Genomic DNA, 19,740 nt, shown 5'->3' with positions numbered 1-19,740 from the left:
GGCGGTGTCGGCGGCGGTCACTCCCGCTCCTCCCCCGGCGCCTTCGGAGCGGCGACGAGCCCGCTGCGCAGGGCGGCGGTCGAGGGCCGGCCGGCGTCCGGTGCGCCGTACCGCTCGGCCAGCGATTCCCGGGCGATCTTCTCCTGGAGCTTGAGGATGCCCTGGAGGAGCGCCTCGGGCCGGGGCGGGCAGCCGGGCACGTACACGTCGACGGGGATGATCTGGTCGACGCCCTTGGTCACGGAGTACGAGTCCCAGTACGGCCCGCCGCAGTTGGAGCAGGCGCCGAAGGAGATGACGTACTTCGGCTCGGGCATCTGCTCGTACAGACGCTTCACCGCCGGGGCCATCTTGTCCGTGACCGTGCCCGAGACGACCATCAGGTCGGCCTGCCGGGGGCCTGGTGCGAACGGGATGACGCCGAGCCGGATGAAGTCGTGCCGGGCCATGGACGCGGCGATGAACTCGATGGCGCAGCAGGCGAGTCCGAAGTTGAAGACCCAGAGGCTGTAGCGGCGGCCCCAGTTGAGGACCACCTTCATCGGTTCGGGCGCGAGCCGGGACAGCACGCCGAGCTTCTTCGGCTCGGGCAGTCGTGCCGGATCGGGCAGCGACACGGGTTCGGGGTTCGGCCGGCTCGTCACGCCCATTCGAGGACGCCCTTCTTCCATGCGTAGAGCAGTCCCACGGCCAGGAAACCGAGGAAGATGAACATCTCCACCAGCGTCGTCGCACCGTATCCGGGGGCCGCGAAGACCGTCGCCCACGGGAACAGGAAGATCGAGTCGACGGCGAAGATCACGTACAGGAAGGCGTACACGTAATAGCGAACCTGGGTGTGGGCCCAGCCCTCCCCCACGGGGTCCACGCCGCATTCGTACGTGAGGAGTTTCTCCGGCGTCGGGACCACGGGCCTCAGCAGACGGCCGGCCCCGAAGGCGACGGCGACGAACAGCACGCCGACGACGGCGAGCAGTCCGACCACTGAGTAGCTCTGGAAGTAGTCCGACGCGAGAACGGTCGGTCCCGGCACGTCCGCCACGTCCGCCCCTCGCTCCCTAGCCTGTTCGACGGTCTGTACGCACGGGAGTCTAGGCCCTGTTAAAGGGACGGTAAGCAGCCCCTTCGCACAACGGGTGATGCGAGTGGGACGGGGGCGGCGGCGCGGGAGGTGGGGTTATCCCTACTCCGCCTCACCCACGAACCCCATGGCGTGGGCGCGCCTCGCCCGGCACGCTGGTCGTATGACCATGAGCCCGTCCGTGCCGGACGACGACCGGCCGCCACCCGCGCGCTTCGCCTTCGACCGGTGGACCTGGAAGGAGATCGCGTATCTCCTGGCCAATCTGCCGATGGCGATCGCCGGGTTCGTCTACACCGTGTTCCTGGTCGGCGTGGGTGTCGGCCTCTCCGTCACCGTGATCGGGCTGCCGCTGCTCGCCCTCGGGCTGCAGGGCGCGCGGGGTCTCGGCCGGGCGGAGCGCGGACGGGCGCGGGCGATGCTCGGGTTGCGGATCGAGGAGCCCAGCCCGATGCCGCGCGGCCGCAGGACCGGGGGCTTCTTCGCCTGGCTGTGGGCGGGGCTGAAGGACCCGGTGGGCTGGAGGGCGTTGCTGTATTCGTTCATGCGGCTGCCGTGGGGCGTGGCGACGTTCGCCGTGACGCTCGCGAGCCTGTTCGTCCTGTGGCCGGTGCTGCCGTACATCGCGCGCGCCCTGACGAACGCGGACCGCGCGATGGCACGTGCCCTTCTCTCGCCTTCCGACGAGCTGGAACGCAGGATCGCCGAACTGGAGTCGGACCGCGGCGTGGTCGTGGACACCGCGGCAGCGGACCTGCGCCGCATCGAACGCGACCTCCACGACGGCGCACAAGCACGCCTCGTCGCCCTCGCCATGGGCCTCGGTCTGGCTAAGGAGAAGCTCACCGACGACCCCGAAGCCGCCGCCCGCATGGTCGACGAGGCACACGGAGAGGTCAAGGTCGCCCTCCAGGAACTCCGCGACCTCGCCCGCGGCATCCACCCCGCCGTCCTCACCGACCGGGGACTGGACGCCGCCCTCTCCGCCATCGCCTCCCGCTGCACCGTCCCCGTGACCGTGTCCGTCCAACTGACGGGCCGCCCTGCGGAGGCCATCGAGGGCATCGCGTACTTCACGGTCTCCGAACTGCTCCAGAACGTCAGCAAGCACAGCCGGGCCCGGACGGCTTCCGTCGACGTGTGGCGGTCGGGCGACCGGCTGATGCTCCAGGTCCGGGACGACGGGACCGGCGGTGCCCGGCTCGACGGCGGTACGGGCATGTCGGGGCTGGCGGAGCGGCTGGGAGCGGTCGACGGGCTGTTCGTCGTGGACTCGCCGGAGGGCGGCCCCACCACCGTCACCGCGGAGCTGCCGTGGCGCGACAGCATCGCCGCGACGGCCAAGCACGCCGAACCGGCATGACCCACGAGGACCGAGCACGCCGAATCCACGTGACCCCCGACGGCCACGCACGCCGAACCCACATGACCCCCGGGAGCCGGGCAGGTACGGCCCACCCGTCGCCGTGATGCCATGGCGCCGGGCCCGGCCCCAGCTCCGGGCCCGGCGCCATGGTGGGGAAAACCCCCTGCCGGATACGGAGACCGCCCTCATGGTGCGAGATCCCCCGGCACAGCAGTCTTGAGACATCAGCGTCATATCGGCCCGCGGGGCACTCCCGCTCATCAGAAACGGACGGACGCCACTCATGTCCACGGCATACGGACCGGACACGCGGGACCATCACAGGCCCGGCAGCACCGGGCCGGGGACCCACCCCCCGGCGAAGCACCTCCTCCCCGCGGGGCTGCGCGCACCCTTCGAGGGGCGCACATGGCGTGAGCTGGGCTATGTGCTCCTGAGCCTGCCGATCAGCGTGGTGCTGTTCAGCTTCGCGATCACCATGGTGTCGCTGGGACTGGGCATGCTGATCACCTTCCTCGGCGTCCCGATCCTCGCCGCCGGCCTGGCGATGTGCCGCGGGTTCGGCGCGATGGAGCGCGGCCGGGCGCGCGCGATGCTGGGGCTCGACGTCGCGGATCCCGCCCCGGTGCACGGGAAGGGCGGCCTGATGTCCTGGGTCGGGACGGTGCTGAAGAGCGGGGTGTCCTGGCGGCACCTGCTCTACTGCGTCCTGCACATGCCGTGGGCGGTGTTCGCCTTCAGCGTCGCGGTCGTCTTCTGGGCGTACGGCCTGGCGGCCCTGACGTATCCGCTGTGGCGCTGGGTCTTCCCGGCGTACGCGGGCACCGACGGCATCCAGCTGTACGGGGACAGGACCCATCAGGTCTACCTCGACTCCCCCGCCGAGATGGCGGTCACCAGCGCGCTCGGCCTGGTCCTCGTCCTGGTCTCGCCGTGGCTCGTCCGTGGCCTGGTGTCCGTGGACCGGGCGATGGTACGGGGCCTGCTCGGCCCCTCCAGGCTGGCCAGCAGGGTCTCCGAGCTGGAGTCGGACCGTGGTGTGGTCGTGGACACCGCGGCGGCGGACCTGCGCCGCATCGAACGCGACCTCCACGACGGCGCACAAGCACGCCTCGTCGCCCTCGCCATGGATCTGGGTCTGGCGAAGGAGAAGCTCACCGACGACCCCGAAGCCGCCGCCCGCATGGTCGACGAGGCACACGGAGAGGTCAAGGTCGCCCTCCAGGAACTCCGCGACCTCGCCCGCGGCATCCACCCCGCCGTCCTCACCGACCGGGGACTGGACGCCGCCCTCTCCGCCATCGCCTCCCGCTGCACCGTCCCCGTCACCGTGACCGTGGACCTGGACACACGACCGGCGCAGGCCATCGAGGGCATCGCGTACTTCACCGTCTCCGAACTGCTCCAGAACGTCAGCAAGCACGCCCGGGCCACCCGGGCCTCGGTCGACGTGTGGCGCGCGGGCGACCGGCTCATGCTCCAGATCAGCGACAACGGGCAGGGCGGGGCCGATGTCTCCGGGGGCAGCGGCCTGGCCGGGCTGGCCGAGCGCCTGGACGCGGTCGACGGCGTGCTCGTCGTCGACTCGCCCGTTGGCGGCCCGACGACCGTCACGGCGGAGCTGCCCTGGCGTGGCTGACACCGCCCGCTGCGGGCCACCGGCCCGGTGTCCACCACCGGGGAGAACCAGCTCCGGGCTCCGCGCGCGCCACCACAGCAGTGCCCCGACCGCCGTCACGGCGGCCGGGGCACTGCGGCGCGTCCGGTGACACGCGCGAACGTTCCGAGGGCCCGTCCGAAGACAACCGGGAACGGTTCCGAGGGCCCGTCCGGCGACAACCGGGAACGGTTCCCGGGCGCGTCCGGTGACACCCGGGAACGGTTCCCGGGGCGACCCAGGACGCCCGCCCGCGAAGGTCCGTACGGCCCGGAACACCGGTGTACGGCGCATCCGGGCACCGATGCTGGAATGCTGGGCACACAGGGCGGCGCACGCGGAACGGCGTGCGCACGAGGCACCGACAGTGGGGGACACAACGTCGTGGAGGAAAGAGTGCGGGTCGTCATCGCCGAGGATTCGGTGCTGCTCCGGGAGGGGCTCACCCGGCTGCTGACCGATCTCGGGCACGACGTGGTCGCGGGGGTGGGGGACGCCGAGGCGCTGATCAAGACGGTGGCCGACCTCGCGGCGCAGGACGAGCTGCCCGATGTGGTCGTCGCCGACGTGCGCATGCCGCCGACCCACACCGACGAGGGGGTGCGTGCGGCTGTACGGCTGCGGAAGGACTACCCCCGCATCGGGGTGCTGGTGCTCTCGCAGTACGTCGAGGAGGAGTACGCCACCGAACTGCTGGCCGGCAGCAGCCGCGGGGTGGGCTATCTGCTGAAGGACCGGGTGGCCGAGGTCAGGGAGTTCGTGGACGCCGTGGTCCGGGTGGCGCAGGGCGGGACCGCGCTGGACCCCGAGGTGGTGGCGCAGCTGCTGGGCCGCAGCCGCAAGCAGGACGTACTGGCGGGGCTGACGCCGCGCGAGCGCGAGGTCCTGGGCCTGATGGCGGAGGGGCGCACGAATTCGGCCGTCGCCCGGCAGCTCGTGGTGAGCGACGGAGCCGTGGAGAAGCATGTCAGCAACATCTTCCTGAAACTCGGCCTGTCCCCCAGCGACGGCGATCACCGGCGCGTCCTGGCTGTTCTGACGTACCTGAGGTCCTAGCGACGCGATGATCTTTCGGCGATGATCTGAATGTTCCACCCCTGGTCGACCGAAACTCCGGGCCTAGGACGAAAGGACGAGTGCGCCGCCCGCCGGGATGTCAGCCCCCGGTCACCGGGGTCCGGGAATATGGCCGTCGTGCAGAATTCCTGTCCGGAAACGCGTCCACCATATGACCGGTTCAAGGAAGGCGACCCTTACAGACGTAGTGTGGTGCCCGGACCGCCGCCAGGCCGGCCGGTCCCGAGCCGCCGCCCCAGGGAGGTCCAGTTCAGTGACCAGCCAGGTCAGTAGCCCAGCCGGTAAGTCCGATGAGGCCAGCGAGGCTGTCGTCGGGGAGCAACGCGCCCCGCACATTGATCGTACGGGCGCCATCGAGAAGGAAGTCCGCCGTCTCGACCGGGTGATCATCCGTTTCGCGGGTGACTCCGGTGACGGCATGCAGCTCACGGGTGACCGCTTCACGTCGGAGACGGCGTCGTTCGGGAACGACCTGTCGACGCTGCCGAACTTCCCGGCCGAGATCCGGGCGCCCGCAGGCACCCTTCCGGGTGTGTCGTCGTTCCAGCTGCATTTCGCGGACCACGACATCCTCACTCCGGGCGACGCGCCGAATGTGCTGGTCGCGATGAATCCCGCCGCACTGAAGGCGAATATCGCCGATGTGCCGCGCGGGGCCGACATCATTGTGAACACCGACGAATTCACCAAGCGCCCGATGGCGAAGGTCGGATATGACGAGTCCCCTCTCGAGGACGGGTCCCTGGAGGCGTACAACGTCCATCCGGTGCCCTTGACGACATTGACGATCGAGGCGCTCAAGGAGTTCGGGCTTTCCCGCAAGGAGGCCGAGCGGTCGAAGAATATGTTCGCGCTCGGGCTGTTGTCCTGGATGTACAACCGTCCGACCGAGGGGACGGAGGCATTCCTCCGGTCCAAGTTCGCCAGGAAGCCGGACATCGCCGAGGCGAACGTGGCGGCTTTCCGTGCGGGCTGGAATTTCGGTGAGACGACGGAGGATTTCGCCGTCTCGTATGAGGTCGCACCTGCGTCACAGGCCTTCCCCACGGGCACCTACCGCAATATCTCGGGGAACCTCGCCCTGTCGTACGGCCTGATCGCGGCGGGCCGGCAGGCCGAGCTGCCGGTCTATCTGGGGTCCTATCCGATCACCCCGGCGTCGGACATTCTGCACGAGCTCAGCAAGCACAAGAACTTCGGCGTGCGGACGTTCCAGGCGGAGGACGAGATCGCCGGGATCGGGGCGGCGCTCGGCGCCGCGTTCGGCGGGTCCCTGGGGGTGACGACCACGTCAGGTCCGGGTGTCGCCCTGAAGTCGGAGACGATCGGCCTGGCGGTCTCGCTGGAACTGCCGCTGCTGATCATCGACATCCAGCGCGGCGGCCCCTCCACCGGTCTGCCGACCAAGACCGAGCAGGCGGACCTGCTCCAGGCCATGTACGGGCGCAACGGCGAGGCACCGGTGCCGATCGTGGCCCCGAGGACCCCGGCGGACTGCTTCGACGCGGCCCTGGACGCCGCCCGCATCGCGCTGACCTACCGGACGCCGGTGTTCCTGCTCTCCGACGGCTACCTCGCGAACGGCTCCGAGCCGTGGCGGATCCCCGAGGCCGACAGTCTCCCGGATCTGCGGACGCAGTTCGCGAGCGGCCCGAACCACGAGCTCGCCGACGGCACCGAGGTGTTCTGGCCGTACAAGCGGGACCCGGAGACCCTGGCGCGCCCCTGGGCCGTACCGGGCACCCCCGGGCTCGAACACCGGATCGGCGGGATCGAGAAGCAGGACGGCACGGGCAACATCTCCTACGATCCGGCCAACCACGACTTCATGGTCCGCATCCGTCAGGCGAAGGTCGACGGCATCGAGGTCCCCGACCTGGAGGTCGACGACCCGGCCGGCGCGAGGACCCTGGTCCTGGGCTGGGGTTCGACGTACGGGCCCATCACCGCGGCGGTACGGCGGCTCCGCGCGGGTGGCGAGAGCATCGCGCAGGCCCATCTGCGGCACCTCAACCCGTTCCCCCGGAATCTCGGTGAGGTGCTGAAGGGGTACGACAAGGTCGTCGTCCCGGAGATGAATCTCGGTCAGCTCGCCATGCTGATCAGGGCCAAGTACCTCGTGGACGCCCAGAGTTACAACCAGGTCAACGGAATGCCGTTCAAGGCCGAGCAGCTCGCCACAGTCCTCAAGGAGGCCATCGGTGCCTGACGCAAACGCCAACGAGCTCCTCCAGCTGGTCCCCAAGGCCGAGGGCAAGCAGTCCATGAAGGACTTCAAGTCCGACCAGGAGGTGCGCTGGTGCCCGGGCTGCGGTGACTACGCGGTCCTCGCCGCCGTACAGGGCTTCATGCCCGAACTGGGGCTGGCCAGGGAGAACATCACGTTCGTCTCCGGCATCGGCTGCTCGTCCCGCTTCCCGTACTACATGAACACCTACGGGATGCACTCCATCCACGGCCGCGCGCCCTCCATCGCGACGGGCCTGGCCACCTCCCGACGCGACCTGTCCGTCTGGGTCGTCACCGGGGACGGCGACGCCCTGTCCATCGGCGGCAACCACCTCATCCACGCCCTGCGCCGCAACGTCAACCTCAAGATCCTGCTGTTCAACAACCGGATCTACGGGCTCACCAAGGGCCAGTACAGCCCCACGTCCGAGGTCGGCAAGATCACCAAGTCGACGCCCATGGGCTCGCTCGACGCCCCCTTCAACCCGGTCTCGCTGGCGCTGGGCGCCGAGGCGTCCTTCGTCGCCCGCACGGTCGACTCGGACCGCAAGCACCTCACGAGCGTGCTGCGGGCGGCGGCGGACCACCCGGGTACCGCCCTGGTGGAGATCTACCAGAACTGCAACATCTTCAACGACGGTGCCTTCGAGGTCCTGAAGGACAAGGAGCGGGCCGAGGAGGCGGTCATCCGCCTCGAACACGGCAAGCCGATCCGCTTCGGGGCCGACGGCGGGAAGGGCGTCGTCCGCGACCCCCTGACGGGCGACCTGAGCGTCGTCGCGGTGACCGAGGAGAACCAGTCACGCGTCCTCGTGCACGATGCCCACAATCCCAGCCCGACGACGGCGTTCGCGCTGTCCCGGCTGGCCGACGCCGACACGCTGCACCACACGCCGATCGGCGTCCTGCGCAGCGTGGAGCGCCCGGTCTACGACGCGCTCATGTCCGACCAGCTCGACGCCGCGACCGAGCAGCACGGCAAGGGTGACCTGAGCGCCCTGCTGGCGGGCAACGACACCTGGACCGTGGTCGGCTGACCGGCCGTCACCCCTGCTCACCGAGGCCCGGAGCCGGTCGGCTCCGGGCCTCGTCGTATGCCGCGCGGGCCGTCTCGACCGCCTCCATCCGGCGCTCCGTCCACCTGGCGAGCGCCCAGACCTGCTCCGCGGCCTCCCTGCCGAGCGGGGTGAGCGAGTAGTCCACCCGCGGCGGGATGACGGGCTTGGCGTCCCGGTGCACGAAGCCGTCGCGCTCCAGCGTCTGGAGCGTCTGGGCCAGCATCTTCTCGCTGACTCCGCCCACGGCCCGGCGCAGCTCGCTGAAGCGGTGCGGGCGTTCGAGCAGCACCGCGAGCACGAGCACACCCCAGCGGCTGGTGACGTGTTCGAGCACCAGCCGGGAGGGGCACATCGGCTGGTTCACGTTCGGGGTCCTGATCACACTTACGTCCACACCAGTACCTTACTTCAAAGTGGGTACTTTCGGAAGGAAAGTGCACCTCCTACAGTGAGTACAGAGAGTCCGTCCCAGGATCAGCGCACGCACCACCAGGAGAAACGCATGAGCATCGTCGTCACAGGAGCAACCGGACAGCTCGGCCGTCTCGTCGTCGAGCGGCTGCTCGCCGAGGTCCCGGCGGAGTCGATCGCCGCGGTCGTCCGCGACAAGGAGAAGGCCGCACCTCTCGCCGCCCGGGGGGTCGAGATCCGTGTCGCCGACTACGACCGGCCCGAGACACTCGCCGGCGCCTTCCGCGCCGGTGACCGCGTGCTGCTGGTCTCGGGCGACCAGGTCGGCCGGCGGATCCCCCAGCACACCGCGGTGATCGACGCCGCCAAGGCCGCGGGGGTGGCGCAGCTCGCGTACACGGGCGTACTGGGCGGCCCGGACGCGGACTTCCAGCTGGCCGCCGAGCACAAGGAGACCGAGAGGCTGATCCTGGACTCCGGGCTCCCGTACACCTTCCTGCGCAACGGCTGGTACACCGAGAACTACACCGCGAACCTGGCGCCGGTCCTGGAGCACGGCGCGGTCGTCGCCAACGCCGGCGAGGGCCGCATCGCCTCCGCCACGCGCGGGGACTACGCGGCCGCCGCGGCCGCCGTACTGACCGGCGAGGGGCACATCGGCGCGACGTACGAGCTCAGCGGCGACACCGCCTGGTCGCTGGCCGAGTACGCCGCGGTGGTGTCGGAGGCGACCGGCCGGGAGATCGCGTACAAGAACGTCCCGGCCGCCACGCACCAGGAGATCCTCGTCGGGGCCGGGCTGCCCGAGCCCTTCGCGGCGATCCTGGTCGACGTCGACGAGGCGATCGCGCGCGGCCTGCTCGCCGGGACGAGCGGGGACCTGGCCCGCCTGATCGGCCGGCCGACGACACCCCTGGCCGAGTCGGTCGCCGAGGCGCTCGCCACCGCCTGAGCCGGTCACCCCCGCGCGCACCACCGCCTGAGCCTGCGGCACTCCGCTCCGTGTCACGACCGTTCCCGTGAGACGGCTATGACACGGAGCCCTCGCGGCGCTACCGTCGTGCAGTCGGACAATCGCCGACCAGGAGTGCCGGGAGGGCCCGTGGAGGGGAAGAAGGAACAGCGGGCAGGCCTGCTGTACGGAATAGGCGCGTACGGGATGTGGGGGCTCGTGCCCCTCTTCTGGCCGCTGCTGGAACCCTCGGGCGCGGTGGAGATCCTCGCCCACCGCATGGTCTGGTCGCTGGGCGTCGTGGGGATCGCCCTGCTGTTCCTGCGCCGCTGGGCCTGGATCGGCGAGCTCGTCCGCCGGCCCCGGCAGCTGGGGCTGATCGCGATCGCCGCGACCGTCATATCGGTCAACTGGGGGCTCTACATCTGGTCCGTCAACAACGGCCACGTCGTCGAGGCGTCCCTCGGCTACTTCATCAATCCCCTGGTCACCATCGCCATGGGCGTCCTGCTGCTCGGCGAGCGGCTGCGCCCGGCACAGTGGACGGCGGTGGCGACCGGTTTCGTCGCGGTGCTCGTGCTGGCCGTCGGCTACGGACAGCCGCCGTGGATCTCCCTGGTGCTGGCCTTCTCGTTCGCCACGTACGGCCTGGTGAAGAAGAAGGTCGGCATGGGCGGCCTGGAGTCCCTGGCCGCCGAGACCGCCGTCCTCTTCCTGCCCGCGCTCGGTTTCCTGCTGTGGCTCGGGGCGAGCGGCGACGCCACGTTCCTGTACGGAGGCGCGGGGCACGGCGCGCTGCTCGCCGCCACGGGTCTCGTCACCGCGATCCCGCTCGTCTGCTTCGGGGCCGCGGCGATCCGGGTGCCGCTGTCCGTGCTGGGCCTGCTCCAGTACCTCGCGCCGGTCTTCCAGTTCACCCTGGGCATCCTCTACTTCCACGAGGAGATGCCGCCCGAGCGGTGGGCCGGGTTCGCGCTGGTCTGGGTGGCACTGATGCTCCTGACCTGGGACGCGCTGCGGACGGCGCGGCGGACGAGGGCGGAGGCGCTGCGTCTGGCCGTACGGGCGGCGGAGGCGGCCACACCGGCGGGGACGGCTTCCGCCCGCCCCGCGGAAGCGGACCCCTCGGGCGTGAAATAGTTACTCGGTTGCTTTTTTAACTCGGTTGCGTTTTCCTGTCCTGGCAGGACGACGCGAACCGAGGAGCAGTCATGACCGACGTACTGATCGTGGGCGCGGGCCCGACCGGACTGACGCTGGCCTGCGATCTCGCCCGGCGCGGGATCGCCGTGCGGATCGTGGACAGGTCGCCGGAGCATCCGCGCAGCTCCCGGTCCAAGGGGCCCAACCCCCGCTCTCTCGAGGTGCTGGAGGATCTCGGCGTCCTCGACCAGGTGATGGCGGCGAGCGCGGCGCCCCTCCCGATGCGCAAGTACCGCGACGGCACGCCCGTCGCCGACACCGACCCGTACGCCGGCTCCGCGCCGACCCCGGACGCGCCCTACGACCGGGGACGGCTGATCGCCCAGTGGCGGCTGGAGGAGATCCTGCGCGACCGCCTCGCCGAACACGGCGTGCGTGCCGAGACCGGCACCGAGGTGGTGGGCCTCGCCGAGGACGCCGGCGCGGTGACCGTGACCTGCGCCGACGGCTCCCGCACCGAGGCTCGGTACGTGGTGGGCTGCGACGGCGCCCACAGCCGTGTACGCAAGCTGCTGGGCATCCCGTTCGAGGGTGAGACGGACGAGGAGCAGGTGATGGTCTGCGGCGACGTCGAGATCACGCCAGGTGTCCTGGACCGGGGCATCTGGCACCAGTGGTTCGACGAGGACGGAGCCGTGATGCTCTGTCCCGTCCCCAGCACCCGGGCGGGCTGGTGGTTCCAGTCCGGCCCCGAGAGGGACGCCGACGGACGCCCGCTGCCACCCTCCCTCGACGGCTTCCGGCGGCTCTTCGCGCGGCACACCCGGCTGCCCGCCGCCCACCTCACCGAGGCCACACTGCTCTCGACGTACCGCGTCAACGTGCGCATGGTGGACCGTTACCGGGTGGGCCGGGTGCTGCTGGCCGGGGACGCCGCCCATGTGCACGCGATCGCGGGTGGTCTCGGCATGAACACCGGCATCCAGGACGCCTTCAACCTCGGCTGGAAGCTCGCCCAGGTGGTGCGGGGACGGGCCGGTCCGGAACTGCTGGACTCCTACGAGGAGGAGCGGCTGCCGGTCGCCGCCTGGACGCTGGACCTCACGTCGGAGCGGCTGCGGGCCACACTGGAGGCGATCAGGGAGCCGGGCGGTGGCCTCGACGCCGCCCTCAGCCCTTCGACGTCGGGACTCGACCGGGGTTACCGGTGGAGTTCCCTCGCCCGCGCCGGAGGCAAGGGCGAGGTGCGCTCCGGCGACCGCGCGCCCGACGCCCCCTGTCACGAGGCGGCGAGCGGCACGCCCACTCGTCTGTTCCGCACCTTCGCCGGTCCGCACTTCACGGTGCTGGGCTTCGGCGCGGGCAGTGAGCCTGCGCTGCGGGAGGCCGCGTCCGCCCACGGCGACGCGGTGCGCGCCTGCCGCGTCCTCGGTCCCGGAGCCACGGAGTCCGAGAGGGCGGGAGCCGGCCCGCACGCCCTGCACGACCGGCAGGGACTGGCCCGCGCGGCCTACGGCATCGACGGGGACGCGGTCGTCGTGATCCGGCCGGACGGTCACCTGGGACTGATCTCGGGGGCCGACGACCCGCGTGCGGTGCGGCGGTATCTGGCCGCGCTCGACGGGCCCGGAGGCCGGTAACGGTGAGGGGGGCAGGCATGGTGGACGGAGCACGCAAAGGCTGATTGAGTGCCCGGATGGGGACCATCCTGAAGGACATGAGGCACGTTCAGTGGCATGAGCTGCGCCATGCCCAGGGCTCCGCCTCCCAGGTCCCCGGACTGCTCTCGCGCATCGCCTGGGGCGACAGCGAGTCGGCCGAGGACGCGCTGAGCGAGCTGCGCCTGTGGATAGCCGCGATGTCGGTGTTCGACGCGACGGTCGCCACCGTGCCGTTCCTCTGGGAACTGGCCGCCATGGAGACGGTGAAGGGCCGGGCCGGGGTGCTCGGGCTGCTGCGGACGATCCTCGCCCACGGCCACGCCCACCACCCGGAGTGGGCCAGGGACGCGCACCTGGCGGTCCTGGCGGGACGGCAGACGGCCGAACGGCTGGCCGTCGACGGGGATCCCGAGGTGCGGAAGGCGGCCGGACAGCTGCTGGCCGCACTCGGCGGGCACGTCTGCGAGACCTGTCCGCCGCAGTGAGGCCGCCGGACCGGGACCGGGGACGCCGGGCCGGGGCCGGGGACGCCGGACTGCGGACGCCCGACCGATGACGCCGGACCCGGACCGGGACGCCCGACCCATGACGCCGGCCGCCGGACTGAGGGCCGCCGGCCGCCGGACCGAGAGCGAGAACGCCGGACCCGGACCGGGACGCCCGACCCCTGAGGCCGGCCGCCGGACTGAGGGGCGCCGGCCGCCGGACCGAGAACGCCGGACCGCGGACCCAGGACGCCGGACCGGAACCGCGGACCGCGGACCGCGGACGCCGGCCCCACGAACCGCGCGGCGCGCCGGGCGTGGCCGTTGCCGACCTCTCCGCGCAACCAGTATGAACATCTCATGACGCTGCACTGGAAGCTTGTGATCGATGCCGGAGACCCGCACGCCCAGGCCGACTTCTGGGCCGAGGCGCTCGGCTACCTCGTCGAGGACAACAGCGCCCTGATCGGGGAGCTGCTCGGCGCCGGGGCCGTGCCCGAGGCCGCCACCGTCCAGCCGCACGGGCGCCGGGCCTGGCGCGATCTGGCCGCGGTGCGGCATCCGGACGATCCGTACGACGAGAAGAGCGGGACCGGGCTCGGTCGCCGGCTGCTCTTCCAGCGCGTACCGGAGGTGAAGTCGATGAAGAACCGCCTCCACATGGACGTCCACTCCGCCCCCGGCGAGCGCGAGGCCGAGGTCGAGCGGCTCGTGCGCCTGGGGGCGAGCGTGCTGAGGACCGTCGACCACCCCGGGGGCTCCTGGCAGGTGCTCCTGGACCCGGAGGGCAACGAATTCTGCGTCCACTGACAGGCCCGACCGTCCGCGCAGGTCAGCGGCGTACGGCGGGAAGCCGATCTCTCTAGGCTGACCCTCATGTTCACGCCACCCGCCGCATACACCCTCGTCGCCACGGATCTGGACGGCACCCTGCTGCGTTCCGACGACTCCGTGAGCCCCCGCTCCCGCGCCGCCCTCGCCCGCGCGGCGGCGGCGGGTGCCCGGCACCTGATCGTCACGGGGCGCCCGGTGCCGGGCATACGCGCCCTGCTGGCACACCTCGGCTACGACGGCCTCGCGGTCTGCGGGCAGGGTGCGCAGGTGTACGACGCCGGGGCCGGCCGCATGGTGAGTTCGGTGACGCTGGACCGGGAGCTGGCCGACACGGCACTCGGCAAGATCGAGGCCGAGGTGGGCCAGGTGTTCGCCGCCGTCGACCAGGACGGCGCCGACGGCCGGACCCTGATCGAGCCGGGCTATCGCATGCCGCACCCCACCCTCCCCGCCCAGCGGGCCGAAAGGCGCGAGGAGCTGTGGGCCGCACCGGTCATCAAGGTGCTCATACGCCACCCCGCCCTGACGGACGACGAGCTGGCCGCGGCCGCGCGCGGCGCCGTCGGTGACCTGGCCTCCGTCACGATGGCAGGTCCGGGCACGGTGGAACTGGCGCCGTACGGCGTGGACAAGGGCACCGGGATCGCGCAGGCGGCCGGGCTGCTGGGCCGCGATCCGGCGGGGGCGGTGGCGTTCGGCGACATGCCCAACGACCTGCCCATGTTCCGCCTCTCCGGGCACCGGGTGGCGATGGCGGGCGCGCACGCGGAACTCAAGGCGGAGGCCGACGAGATCACGCTGTCCAACGAGGACGACGGGGTCGCGGTCGTCCTGGAGCGGGTGTTCGCCTGAGGGCCCGTCCCCCTCCGGACCGGACGACGGCCGGAAATCACCCCTCGAAAACTTCATGCACATGCATATGATGCGTACGCAGGTAAAAGTCGTACGCATACAACTGGGGGCACAGCATGACCACGCGCACCTTCCTCTTCCTGCTCGGCAGCAGCCGCCCCGGCGGCAACACGGAGACGCTCGCCCGGCTCGCGGCCGAACAGCTGCCGGCCGGCACCGAGCAGCGGTGGCTGGACCTGCGGGACCTCCCGCTGCCCGACTTCGAGGACCTACGGCACGCGGAGGGCCACTCCGCGCCCACCGGGCACGCGGCGACCCTGCTGGAGGCGACCCTCGCGGCGACCGACGTGGTCATCGCCTCACCGCTCTACTGGTACGCGGTCTCCACCGCCACCAAGCGCTATCTGGACCACTGGTCCGGCTGGCTGGAGACCCCCGGCGCCGACTTCGAGCGGCGGATGGCGGGGAAGACGCTCTGGGGAGTCACCGCTCTCGCCGACGCCGACCCGGCGGTCGCCGACCCCCTCGTGGGCACGCTGCGGAACTCGGCACGGTATCTCGGGATGCGGTGGGGCGGGGTGCTGCTGGGCAACGGCAGCAAACCCGGTGACGTGCTGTCCGACACCACCGCCACAGCCCGGGCGAAGGACTTCTTCGGCTGACGCGGCGAAGACCTGCGCGCGGCCCGGCCGAGCACCCGGCCGACGCGGCAGGGCCGAGGTCAGGCTCTTCGCGCGGCCGGACGAAAGCCACGACCCTCGGCGGCCGGGCAAAAACCAGGACCCTGACGCGGCCGTGCGCAGGTCCGGGCCTTCAACCGCCGAGGCTGCCCGGCGCGTCCGCGGAGACGTCCGCGGAGGCGTCGCCCGGGACGGCGCGCAGGGACCGCAGGACATGGGCCACCAGCGCGGCGACCGTCGCCTCGTCCTGGGCCGGCTTCCGCAGCACCGCCCGGTAGTAGACCGGTCCGTAGAGCATCTCCACCGCCAGCGGCAGGTCGGCGCCGAGGGGTATCTGCCCCTGCTCCTGAGCACTGCGCAGGCGCCCCACGGCGGCGTCGAAGCGTGGGCCGACCAGCTGCTCGCGCACGGCCCGCGCGAGCGCGTCGTCGTGGTGCATCTCCGAGAGGATGCCGGCGTACGCGGGCCCGTAGGGGGCGGTGGAGAGCAGCTTCACCGCGCCGTTCACATGGGTCCGCAGGTCGGCGTCGACGTCGCCGGTGTCGACGAACGGTGTGGCGTTGATGAGCACTTCGGAGAACGCCTCCAGCAGCACCGCGGCTTTCGAGGGCCACCACCGGTAGATCGTCTTCTTGCTCACACCGGCGCGGGCCGCGATGGCCTCGACGGTGACGCGGCCGTAACCCTTCTCCGTACACAGCTCCAGAGCGGCGTCCAGCGTCGCCCGCCGCGACCTCTCACTGCGACGCAGGGAACTCGGCGATGTGATCATTCGGTGAGCATAGGGGGATTACACCCACCGCTTATTGACAGGTCGTCGCCAGAAGTCGAACAATGACCAGGCCGGAAACGGAACGTACCGTGTCGTGACGCTCCGTGCCGCACCGTTCGTGCCGTTCGTGCCGCGACGAGCCGATCGGGGGACGGCTCGACCGGCCGACGGCGCGGACGGGACGCGTGAGGCCGTTCAGACGGTGATGTCCTTCGTCGTGAGACGCGCCCAGGCCGCTGAGCCGAACACCGCTGCGTAGAGCACCTGCAGACCCAGATTCCGCACCATCTCGTCCCAGTAGACGGGGTCGCGCAGCAGGTCCGTGAAGGACAGCCAGTAGTGCGGGAAGAGATACGGGTGGATCGCGTCCAGCTGCGGCATCGCGTCCAGGATCTGCACGGTGACCAGCACCCCCACAGTGGCGGCCATCGCCGCGATCCCGCTGTTCGTGAGCGTCGAGACGAACAGACCCAGTGCCGCGAACCCGCCGAGGGACACGGCCACCACGACCGCGATCAGACCGGCCCGCAGCAGCCCGTCGCCGAAGCCGATGCGCGTCCCCGAGATCGTCGTGACCTCTCCGACCGGGAAGAGCAGAGCCCCGGTGGCGAGCGCCGACACCGCCACCACGAGGGTGGCGAGCAGGCAGAACACGAGCACGGACGCGTACTTCGCGAGCAGCAGCCGGGTACGGCCCGCCGGGGCGACCAGCAGATACCGCAGGGTCCCGGCGCCGGCCTCACCCGCGACGGAGTCCCCCGCGATGACGCCGACTGCCATGGGGAGGAAGACGGGGAGCGTCGCGGAAAGGGCCGCGAACACCAGGAAAAGGCCGTTGTTGGTGACCTGGGAGAGGAACGCGGGTCCGCCCCCGCCACCCCCCGGCCCGCCCTGCGAGCCGTCGCCCGTCTCGATCCGGAGGGCGATCCCGATGAGCACGGGCACGGCCGCGAGCACTCCGAGCAGGGCCAGGGTGCGCCCCCGGCGGAGCATGGTGGCCAGCTCGGAGCGGAGGATGCCGAGGGTCCACAGCGCACGGCGCGGTGCGCGAGGCCCGGGTACGGCGATGAGTTCAGCCTGCGACATCGAATCCCTCTCCCGTGAGTGCGACGAAGGCGTCCTCCAGCGAGGCCCGTTCGACGCCGAAGGCGCGTACGCGGACGCCCCCGCGCACCAGCGCGGCGTTGAGGTCCGCGAGCTCCACCCCCCGCGGCGGCGCGTCGGCGCTCACCCGGTCCCCGTCGGTGACGAGCCCGGTCGCGCCGTGCTCCCCGAGGATGCGGGCGGCCGGGCCGGGGTCCGGAGTGGTGACGGCGAGCCGGCCTCGGGTGCCCGCGGCGAGTGCGGGGACGGGGCCCTGGACGACGAGCCGGCCACGGGCCATCACCGCCGCGTGGGTGCAGACCTGTTCGATCTCGTCGAGCAGGTGGGAGGAGAGGAAGACAGTGGTGCCCTCGGCGGCCAGTTCCCGGATCAGCGACCGGATCTCGCGCATGCCCTGCGGGTCGAGGCCGTTGGTCGGCTCGTCCAGCACGAGCAGCCTGCGCGGCCGGAGCAGCGCGGCGGCGAGCCCGAGGCGCTGCTTCATCCCGAGCGAGTACGCCTTGGCCTTCTTGCCGGCCGCTGCCGCGAGCCCGACCCGCTCCAGGGCGTTCTCGACGCGGGCGCGCCGGGTACGCGGATCGGCCGTCGGGTCGGCGGAGTCGACGCGCACGAGATTGGCGCGGCCCGTCAGGAAGCCGTACAGCGCGGGGCCCTCGATCAGTGCCCCGACCTGCGGGAGCACGGTGCGGGACGCCCCCGGCATGGGGCGGCCCAGGACGCGCGCGCTGCCGGAGGTCGGGTCGACGAGGCCCATCAGCATCCGGATCGTGGTGGTCTTGCCCGAGCCGTTGGGCCCCAGGAAGCCGAAGACACTGCCGCCGGGGACGGCGAGGTCGAGCCCGTCGACGGCCAACTGCCCGCCGCGGTAGCGCTTGGTGAGCCCGCGCGTCTCGATCACGGCGGCGGGCTCCGGCCCCGTGTCCGGCTCCACCGCCGCGGCCTGTGTGTCGGTCATGCGCACTCCGCTCCTGTCCCGCCGTCCGCGGGGCGTCTCCCGGCCGTACGGGTCTCCCTGGCGCCGCCGGGCGGCGCGCGCGGGCCTGGTACGGCTCCGGCACCGGCCAGGCACGGCTCCCGCTCCGGCCGGGTACGGCTCCGCCCCGCCGTACGGAGCGTACGGCGGGGCGGGGCGTACGGTGCGTCCTACTTGGCGGTGTCGGCCGCCTTCACCAGCGCGTCCGGGGTGACCGCGCCGATGTAGACCTTGCCGTCGTCCGTCATCAGGGCGTTGACCAGGCGCGTCTTGAAGACCGTGCCCGAGCCGAACTCTCCGGTGACCTTGTCGCCGAGGGCGTCCAGGAACTGCTGCGCCTGAGCCGGCATGTCGCCGGAGCCCTGCGCGGGAAGGCCCGCGCCGCCCGGGATCTCGATCTCGGCGACGGTGTTCCAGCCCTCACCGATGACGTCGAGGCCCTTGAAGTCCTTCAGGGCGCCGAGGTCCTCGTGGGCCTTGTCCGCCCCGCCGTTCTTCTCGGCCTCGGCCTCCAGCTCGTCGGCCTCGGTCACCTTCGCTCCCTTGGGCGGGGTGAAGGTGAAGGAGGACGCGGCGGGCTTCGCGAAGTCGACCTTGGTGAAGCCGGCGTCGATCGCGGCCTTGCCACCGCTGCTCGGAGCCAGCGTGAACTTCAGCGGTACGCCGGTCGCGGCGTCGACCGCGACGGTGACGGACTTGACCGTCGAACCGGACTGCTTGGGCTTGATCAGCAGCTGGTACGCGTCACGCCCCGCCACCTGCGCCGTGCCGTCGACCGTGACGGACGTGGTGTCGCCCGCCGCGGCGAGTGCCTCCTCGGCGAACTCCTTCGGGGTGGCGGGCATGCCCTCGGGGGCGGCGCGCTTCCCGGCATCGGCGCCGGCCTCGCGGTCGGACCGCGCGTGGTAGACCTCGTTGCTCTCGCTGTCGTATCCCCAGACGTCGTCGCCGTTGTGGACGACGCTGTACTCGGAGCCCTCGCCGAGGATCGAGAGCCGCTGCTTCTCGGGGCCGTCGACCGCCACGCGGAGCGTGTGCGTCCCGGAGGCGAGCTCCATCAGCTTCGCGTCCGGGGAGGCGCTCGACTTGTCGCCGCCCGCCTCCGGGGCGAAGGAGCCCGCGAGCCCGCCGAGCGCGGGGATGCCGAGGTCGGTGCTGACCTTCAGCGTGCCGGAGAGCTGCTCCTCGTCCGATGCGGCGATCTTCTCGATCAGTTCCTGCGCCGTGATGCCGGGAAGCTCCGGGTCGCCGGAGTCCGCGAGTGCCGGGACGAGTCCGATCGTCGCCGCCGCCACTCCCGCCACCGCGAAGGGGACGATGTAGCGCGCCGCCTTCCGGCGGCCCACGACAGTGCCCGTGGCCTCGCCGTTGGTCTCTGCGCTGTCGTTCGGTGCCATGTGTGCTC

At 71.5% G+C, this 19,740-nt stretch carries 18 protein-coding genes and 1 pseudogene; 12 read left to right on the top strand and 7 right to left on the bottom strand.

Annotation, left to right across the window (positions count from 1 at the left end):
* Positions 1-17: 17 nt before the first annotated feature.
* Both ACFYQ6_RS18240 and ACFYQ6_RS18235 read right to left on the bottom strand, forming a co-directional pair.
* Complete coding sequence (locus tag ACFYQ6_RS18240; protein ID WP_361582971.1) at positions 18-650, bottom strand: NADH-quinone oxidoreductase subunit B family protein; 633 nt, start codon at positions 648-650, stop codon at positions 18-20.
* The gene (locus ACFYQ6_RS18235; RefSeq protein ID WP_033297557.1) at positions 641-1,042 is read right to left on the bottom strand and encodes an NADH-quinone oxidoreductase subunit A; all 402 of its coding nucleotides are present in this window, start codon (positions 1,040-1,042) and stop codon (positions 641-643) included. The genes ACFYQ6_RS18240 and ACFYQ6_RS18235 overlap by 10 nt, the downstream gene beginning before the upstream one ends.
* Positions 1,043-1,244: 202 nt before the next feature.
* Here ACFYQ6_RS18235 and ACFYQ6_RS18230 point away from each other — a divergent pair, with 202 nt between their 5' ends.
* The 5 genes from ACFYQ6_RS18230 (at position 1,245) to ACFYQ6_RS18210 (ending at position 8,447) form a co-directional block, all read left to right on the top strand.
* Positions 1,245-2,444 (top strand): sensor histidine kinase, encoded by a 1,200-nt coding sequence (locus ACFYQ6_RS18230; protein WP_388763766.1) that lies wholly within the window; start codon positions 1,245-1,247, stop codon positions 2,442-2,444.
* Between the two features lie 286 nt (positions 2,445-2,730).
* On the top strand, positions 2,731-4,086 hold the full coding sequence (locus ACFYQ6_RS18225) for a sensor histidine kinase (protein ID WP_361582975.1): 1,356 nt from the start codon (positions 2,731-2,733) through the stop codon (positions 4,084-4,086).
* 414 nt (positions 4,087-4,500) lie between these two features.
* Positions 4,501-5,160: a response regulator transcription factor gene (locus tag ACFYQ6_RS18220; protein WP_361583184.1), complete on the top strand. Its 660-nt coding sequence runs from the start codon at positions 4,501-4,503 to the stop codon at positions 5,158-5,160.
* Between the two features lie 274 nt (positions 5,161-5,434).
* On the top strand, positions 5,435-7,390 hold the full coding sequence (locus ACFYQ6_RS18215; protein ID WP_361582978.1) for a 2-oxoacid:acceptor oxidoreductase subunit alpha: 1,956 nt from the start codon (positions 5,435-5,437) through the stop codon (positions 7,388-7,390).
* Between the two features lie 55 nt (positions 7,391-7,445).
* On the top strand, positions 7,446-8,447 hold the full coding sequence (locus tag ACFYQ6_RS18210) for a 2-oxoacid:ferredoxin oxidoreductase subunit beta (RefSeq protein WP_388763825.1): 1,002 nt from the start codon (positions 7,446-7,448) through the stop codon (positions 8,445-8,447).
* Between the two features lie 7 nt (positions 8,448-8,454).
* Here ACFYQ6_RS18210 and ACFYQ6_RS18205 read toward each other — a convergent pair whose 3' ends face one another.
* Positions 8,455-8,820, bottom strand: a complete 366-nt coding sequence (locus ACFYQ6_RS18205; RefSeq protein ID WP_361583186.1) for a helix-turn-helix domain-containing protein — start codon at positions 8,818-8,820, stop codon at positions 8,455-8,457.
* Between the two features lie 150 nt (positions 8,821-8,970).
* Here ACFYQ6_RS18205 and ACFYQ6_RS18200 point away from each other — a divergent pair, with 150 nt between their 5' ends.
* From ACFYQ6_RS18200 to ACFYQ6_RS18170, 7 genes and pseudogenes are all read left to right on the top strand, one after another.
* Positions 8,971-9,831 carry an SDR family oxidoreductase gene (locus ACFYQ6_RS18200; protein ID WP_361582982.1) on the top strand — a complete coding sequence of 287 codons (861 nt, stop codon included), beginning with the start codon at positions 8,971-8,973 and terminating at the stop codon, positions 9,829-9,831.
* Positions 9,832-9,981: 150 nt separating this feature from the next.
* A complete protein-coding gene (gene rarD, locus ACFYQ6_RS18195) occupies positions 9,982-10,971 on the top strand; it encodes an EamA family transporter RarD (protein WP_361582984.1) in 990 nt (329 codons plus the stop codon).
* Between the two features lie 71 nt (positions 10,972-11,042).
* A pseudogene (locus ACFYQ6_RS18190) lies at positions 11,043-12,658 on the top strand (FAD-dependent monooxygenase).
* Positions 12,659-12,670: 12 nt separating this feature from the next.
* Entirely contained in the window at positions 12,671-13,120 is a 450-nt protein-coding gene (locus ACFYQ6_RS18185) for a hypothetical protein (RefSeq protein ID WP_361582989.1), read from the top strand.
* A gap of 360 nt (positions 13,121-13,480) precedes the next feature.
* Positions 13,481-13,930, top strand: coding sequence for a VOC family protein (locus tag ACFYQ6_RS18180; RefSeq protein WP_361582992.1), 450 nt, complete (start codon positions 13,481-13,483; stop codon positions 13,928-13,930).
* 66 nt (positions 13,931-13,996) lie between these two features.
* Positions 13,997-14,806 carry an HAD-IIB family hydrolase gene (locus tag ACFYQ6_RS18175; protein ID WP_388763763.1) on the top strand — a complete coding sequence of 270 codons (810 nt, stop codon included), beginning with the start codon at positions 13,997-13,999 and terminating at the stop codon, positions 14,804-14,806.
* 116 nt (positions 14,807-14,922) lie between these two features.
* Positions 14,923-15,468 (top strand): NAD(P)H-dependent oxidoreductase, encoded by a 546-nt coding sequence (locus ACFYQ6_RS18170; protein ID WP_361582997.1) that lies wholly within the window; start codon positions 14,923-14,925, stop codon positions 15,466-15,468.
* A gap of 151 nt (positions 15,469-15,619) precedes the next feature.
* Here the strand turns inward: ACFYQ6_RS18170 and ACFYQ6_RS18165 are convergent, their stop codons facing one another.
* The 4 genes from ACFYQ6_RS18165 to ACFYQ6_RS18150 all read right to left on the bottom strand — a co-directional run bounded on the left by ACFYQ6_RS18165 (position 15,620) and on the right by ACFYQ6_RS18150 (position 19,732).
* Entirely contained in the window at positions 15,620-16,258 is a 639-nt protein-coding gene (locus ACFYQ6_RS18165) for a TetR/AcrR family transcriptional regulator (protein WP_388763761.1), read from the bottom strand.
* A gap of 195 nt (positions 16,259-16,453) precedes the next feature.
* Entirely contained in the window at positions 16,454-17,344 is an 891-nt protein-coding gene (locus ACFYQ6_RS18160) for an ABC transporter permease (RefSeq protein WP_361582999.1), read from the bottom strand.
* Positions 17,331-18,317, bottom strand: a complete 987-nt coding sequence (locus tag ACFYQ6_RS18155; RefSeq protein WP_388763759.1) for an ABC transporter ATP-binding protein — start codon at positions 18,315-18,317, stop codon at positions 17,331-17,333. The genes ACFYQ6_RS18160 and ACFYQ6_RS18155 overlap by 14 nt, the downstream gene beginning before the upstream one ends.
* Before the next feature lie 188 nt (positions 18,318-18,505).
* Positions 18,506-19,732 carry a DUF2092 domain-containing protein gene (locus tag ACFYQ6_RS18150; protein ID WP_361583003.1) on the bottom strand — a complete coding sequence of 409 codons (1,227 nt, stop codon included), beginning with the start codon at positions 19,730-19,732 and terminating at the stop codon, positions 18,506-18,508.
* Positions 19,733-19,740: the final 8 nt, after the last annotated feature.

This window comes from Streptomyces sp. NPDC005494 (genome assembly GCF_042872025.1).
Taxonomy (GTDB): domain Bacteria; phylum Actinomycetota; class Actinomycetes; order Streptomycetales; family Streptomycetaceae; genus Streptomyces.
The sequence above is the reverse complement of the archived record's forward strand: the minus strand, read 5'-3'. Positions and strand labels throughout refer to the sequence as shown.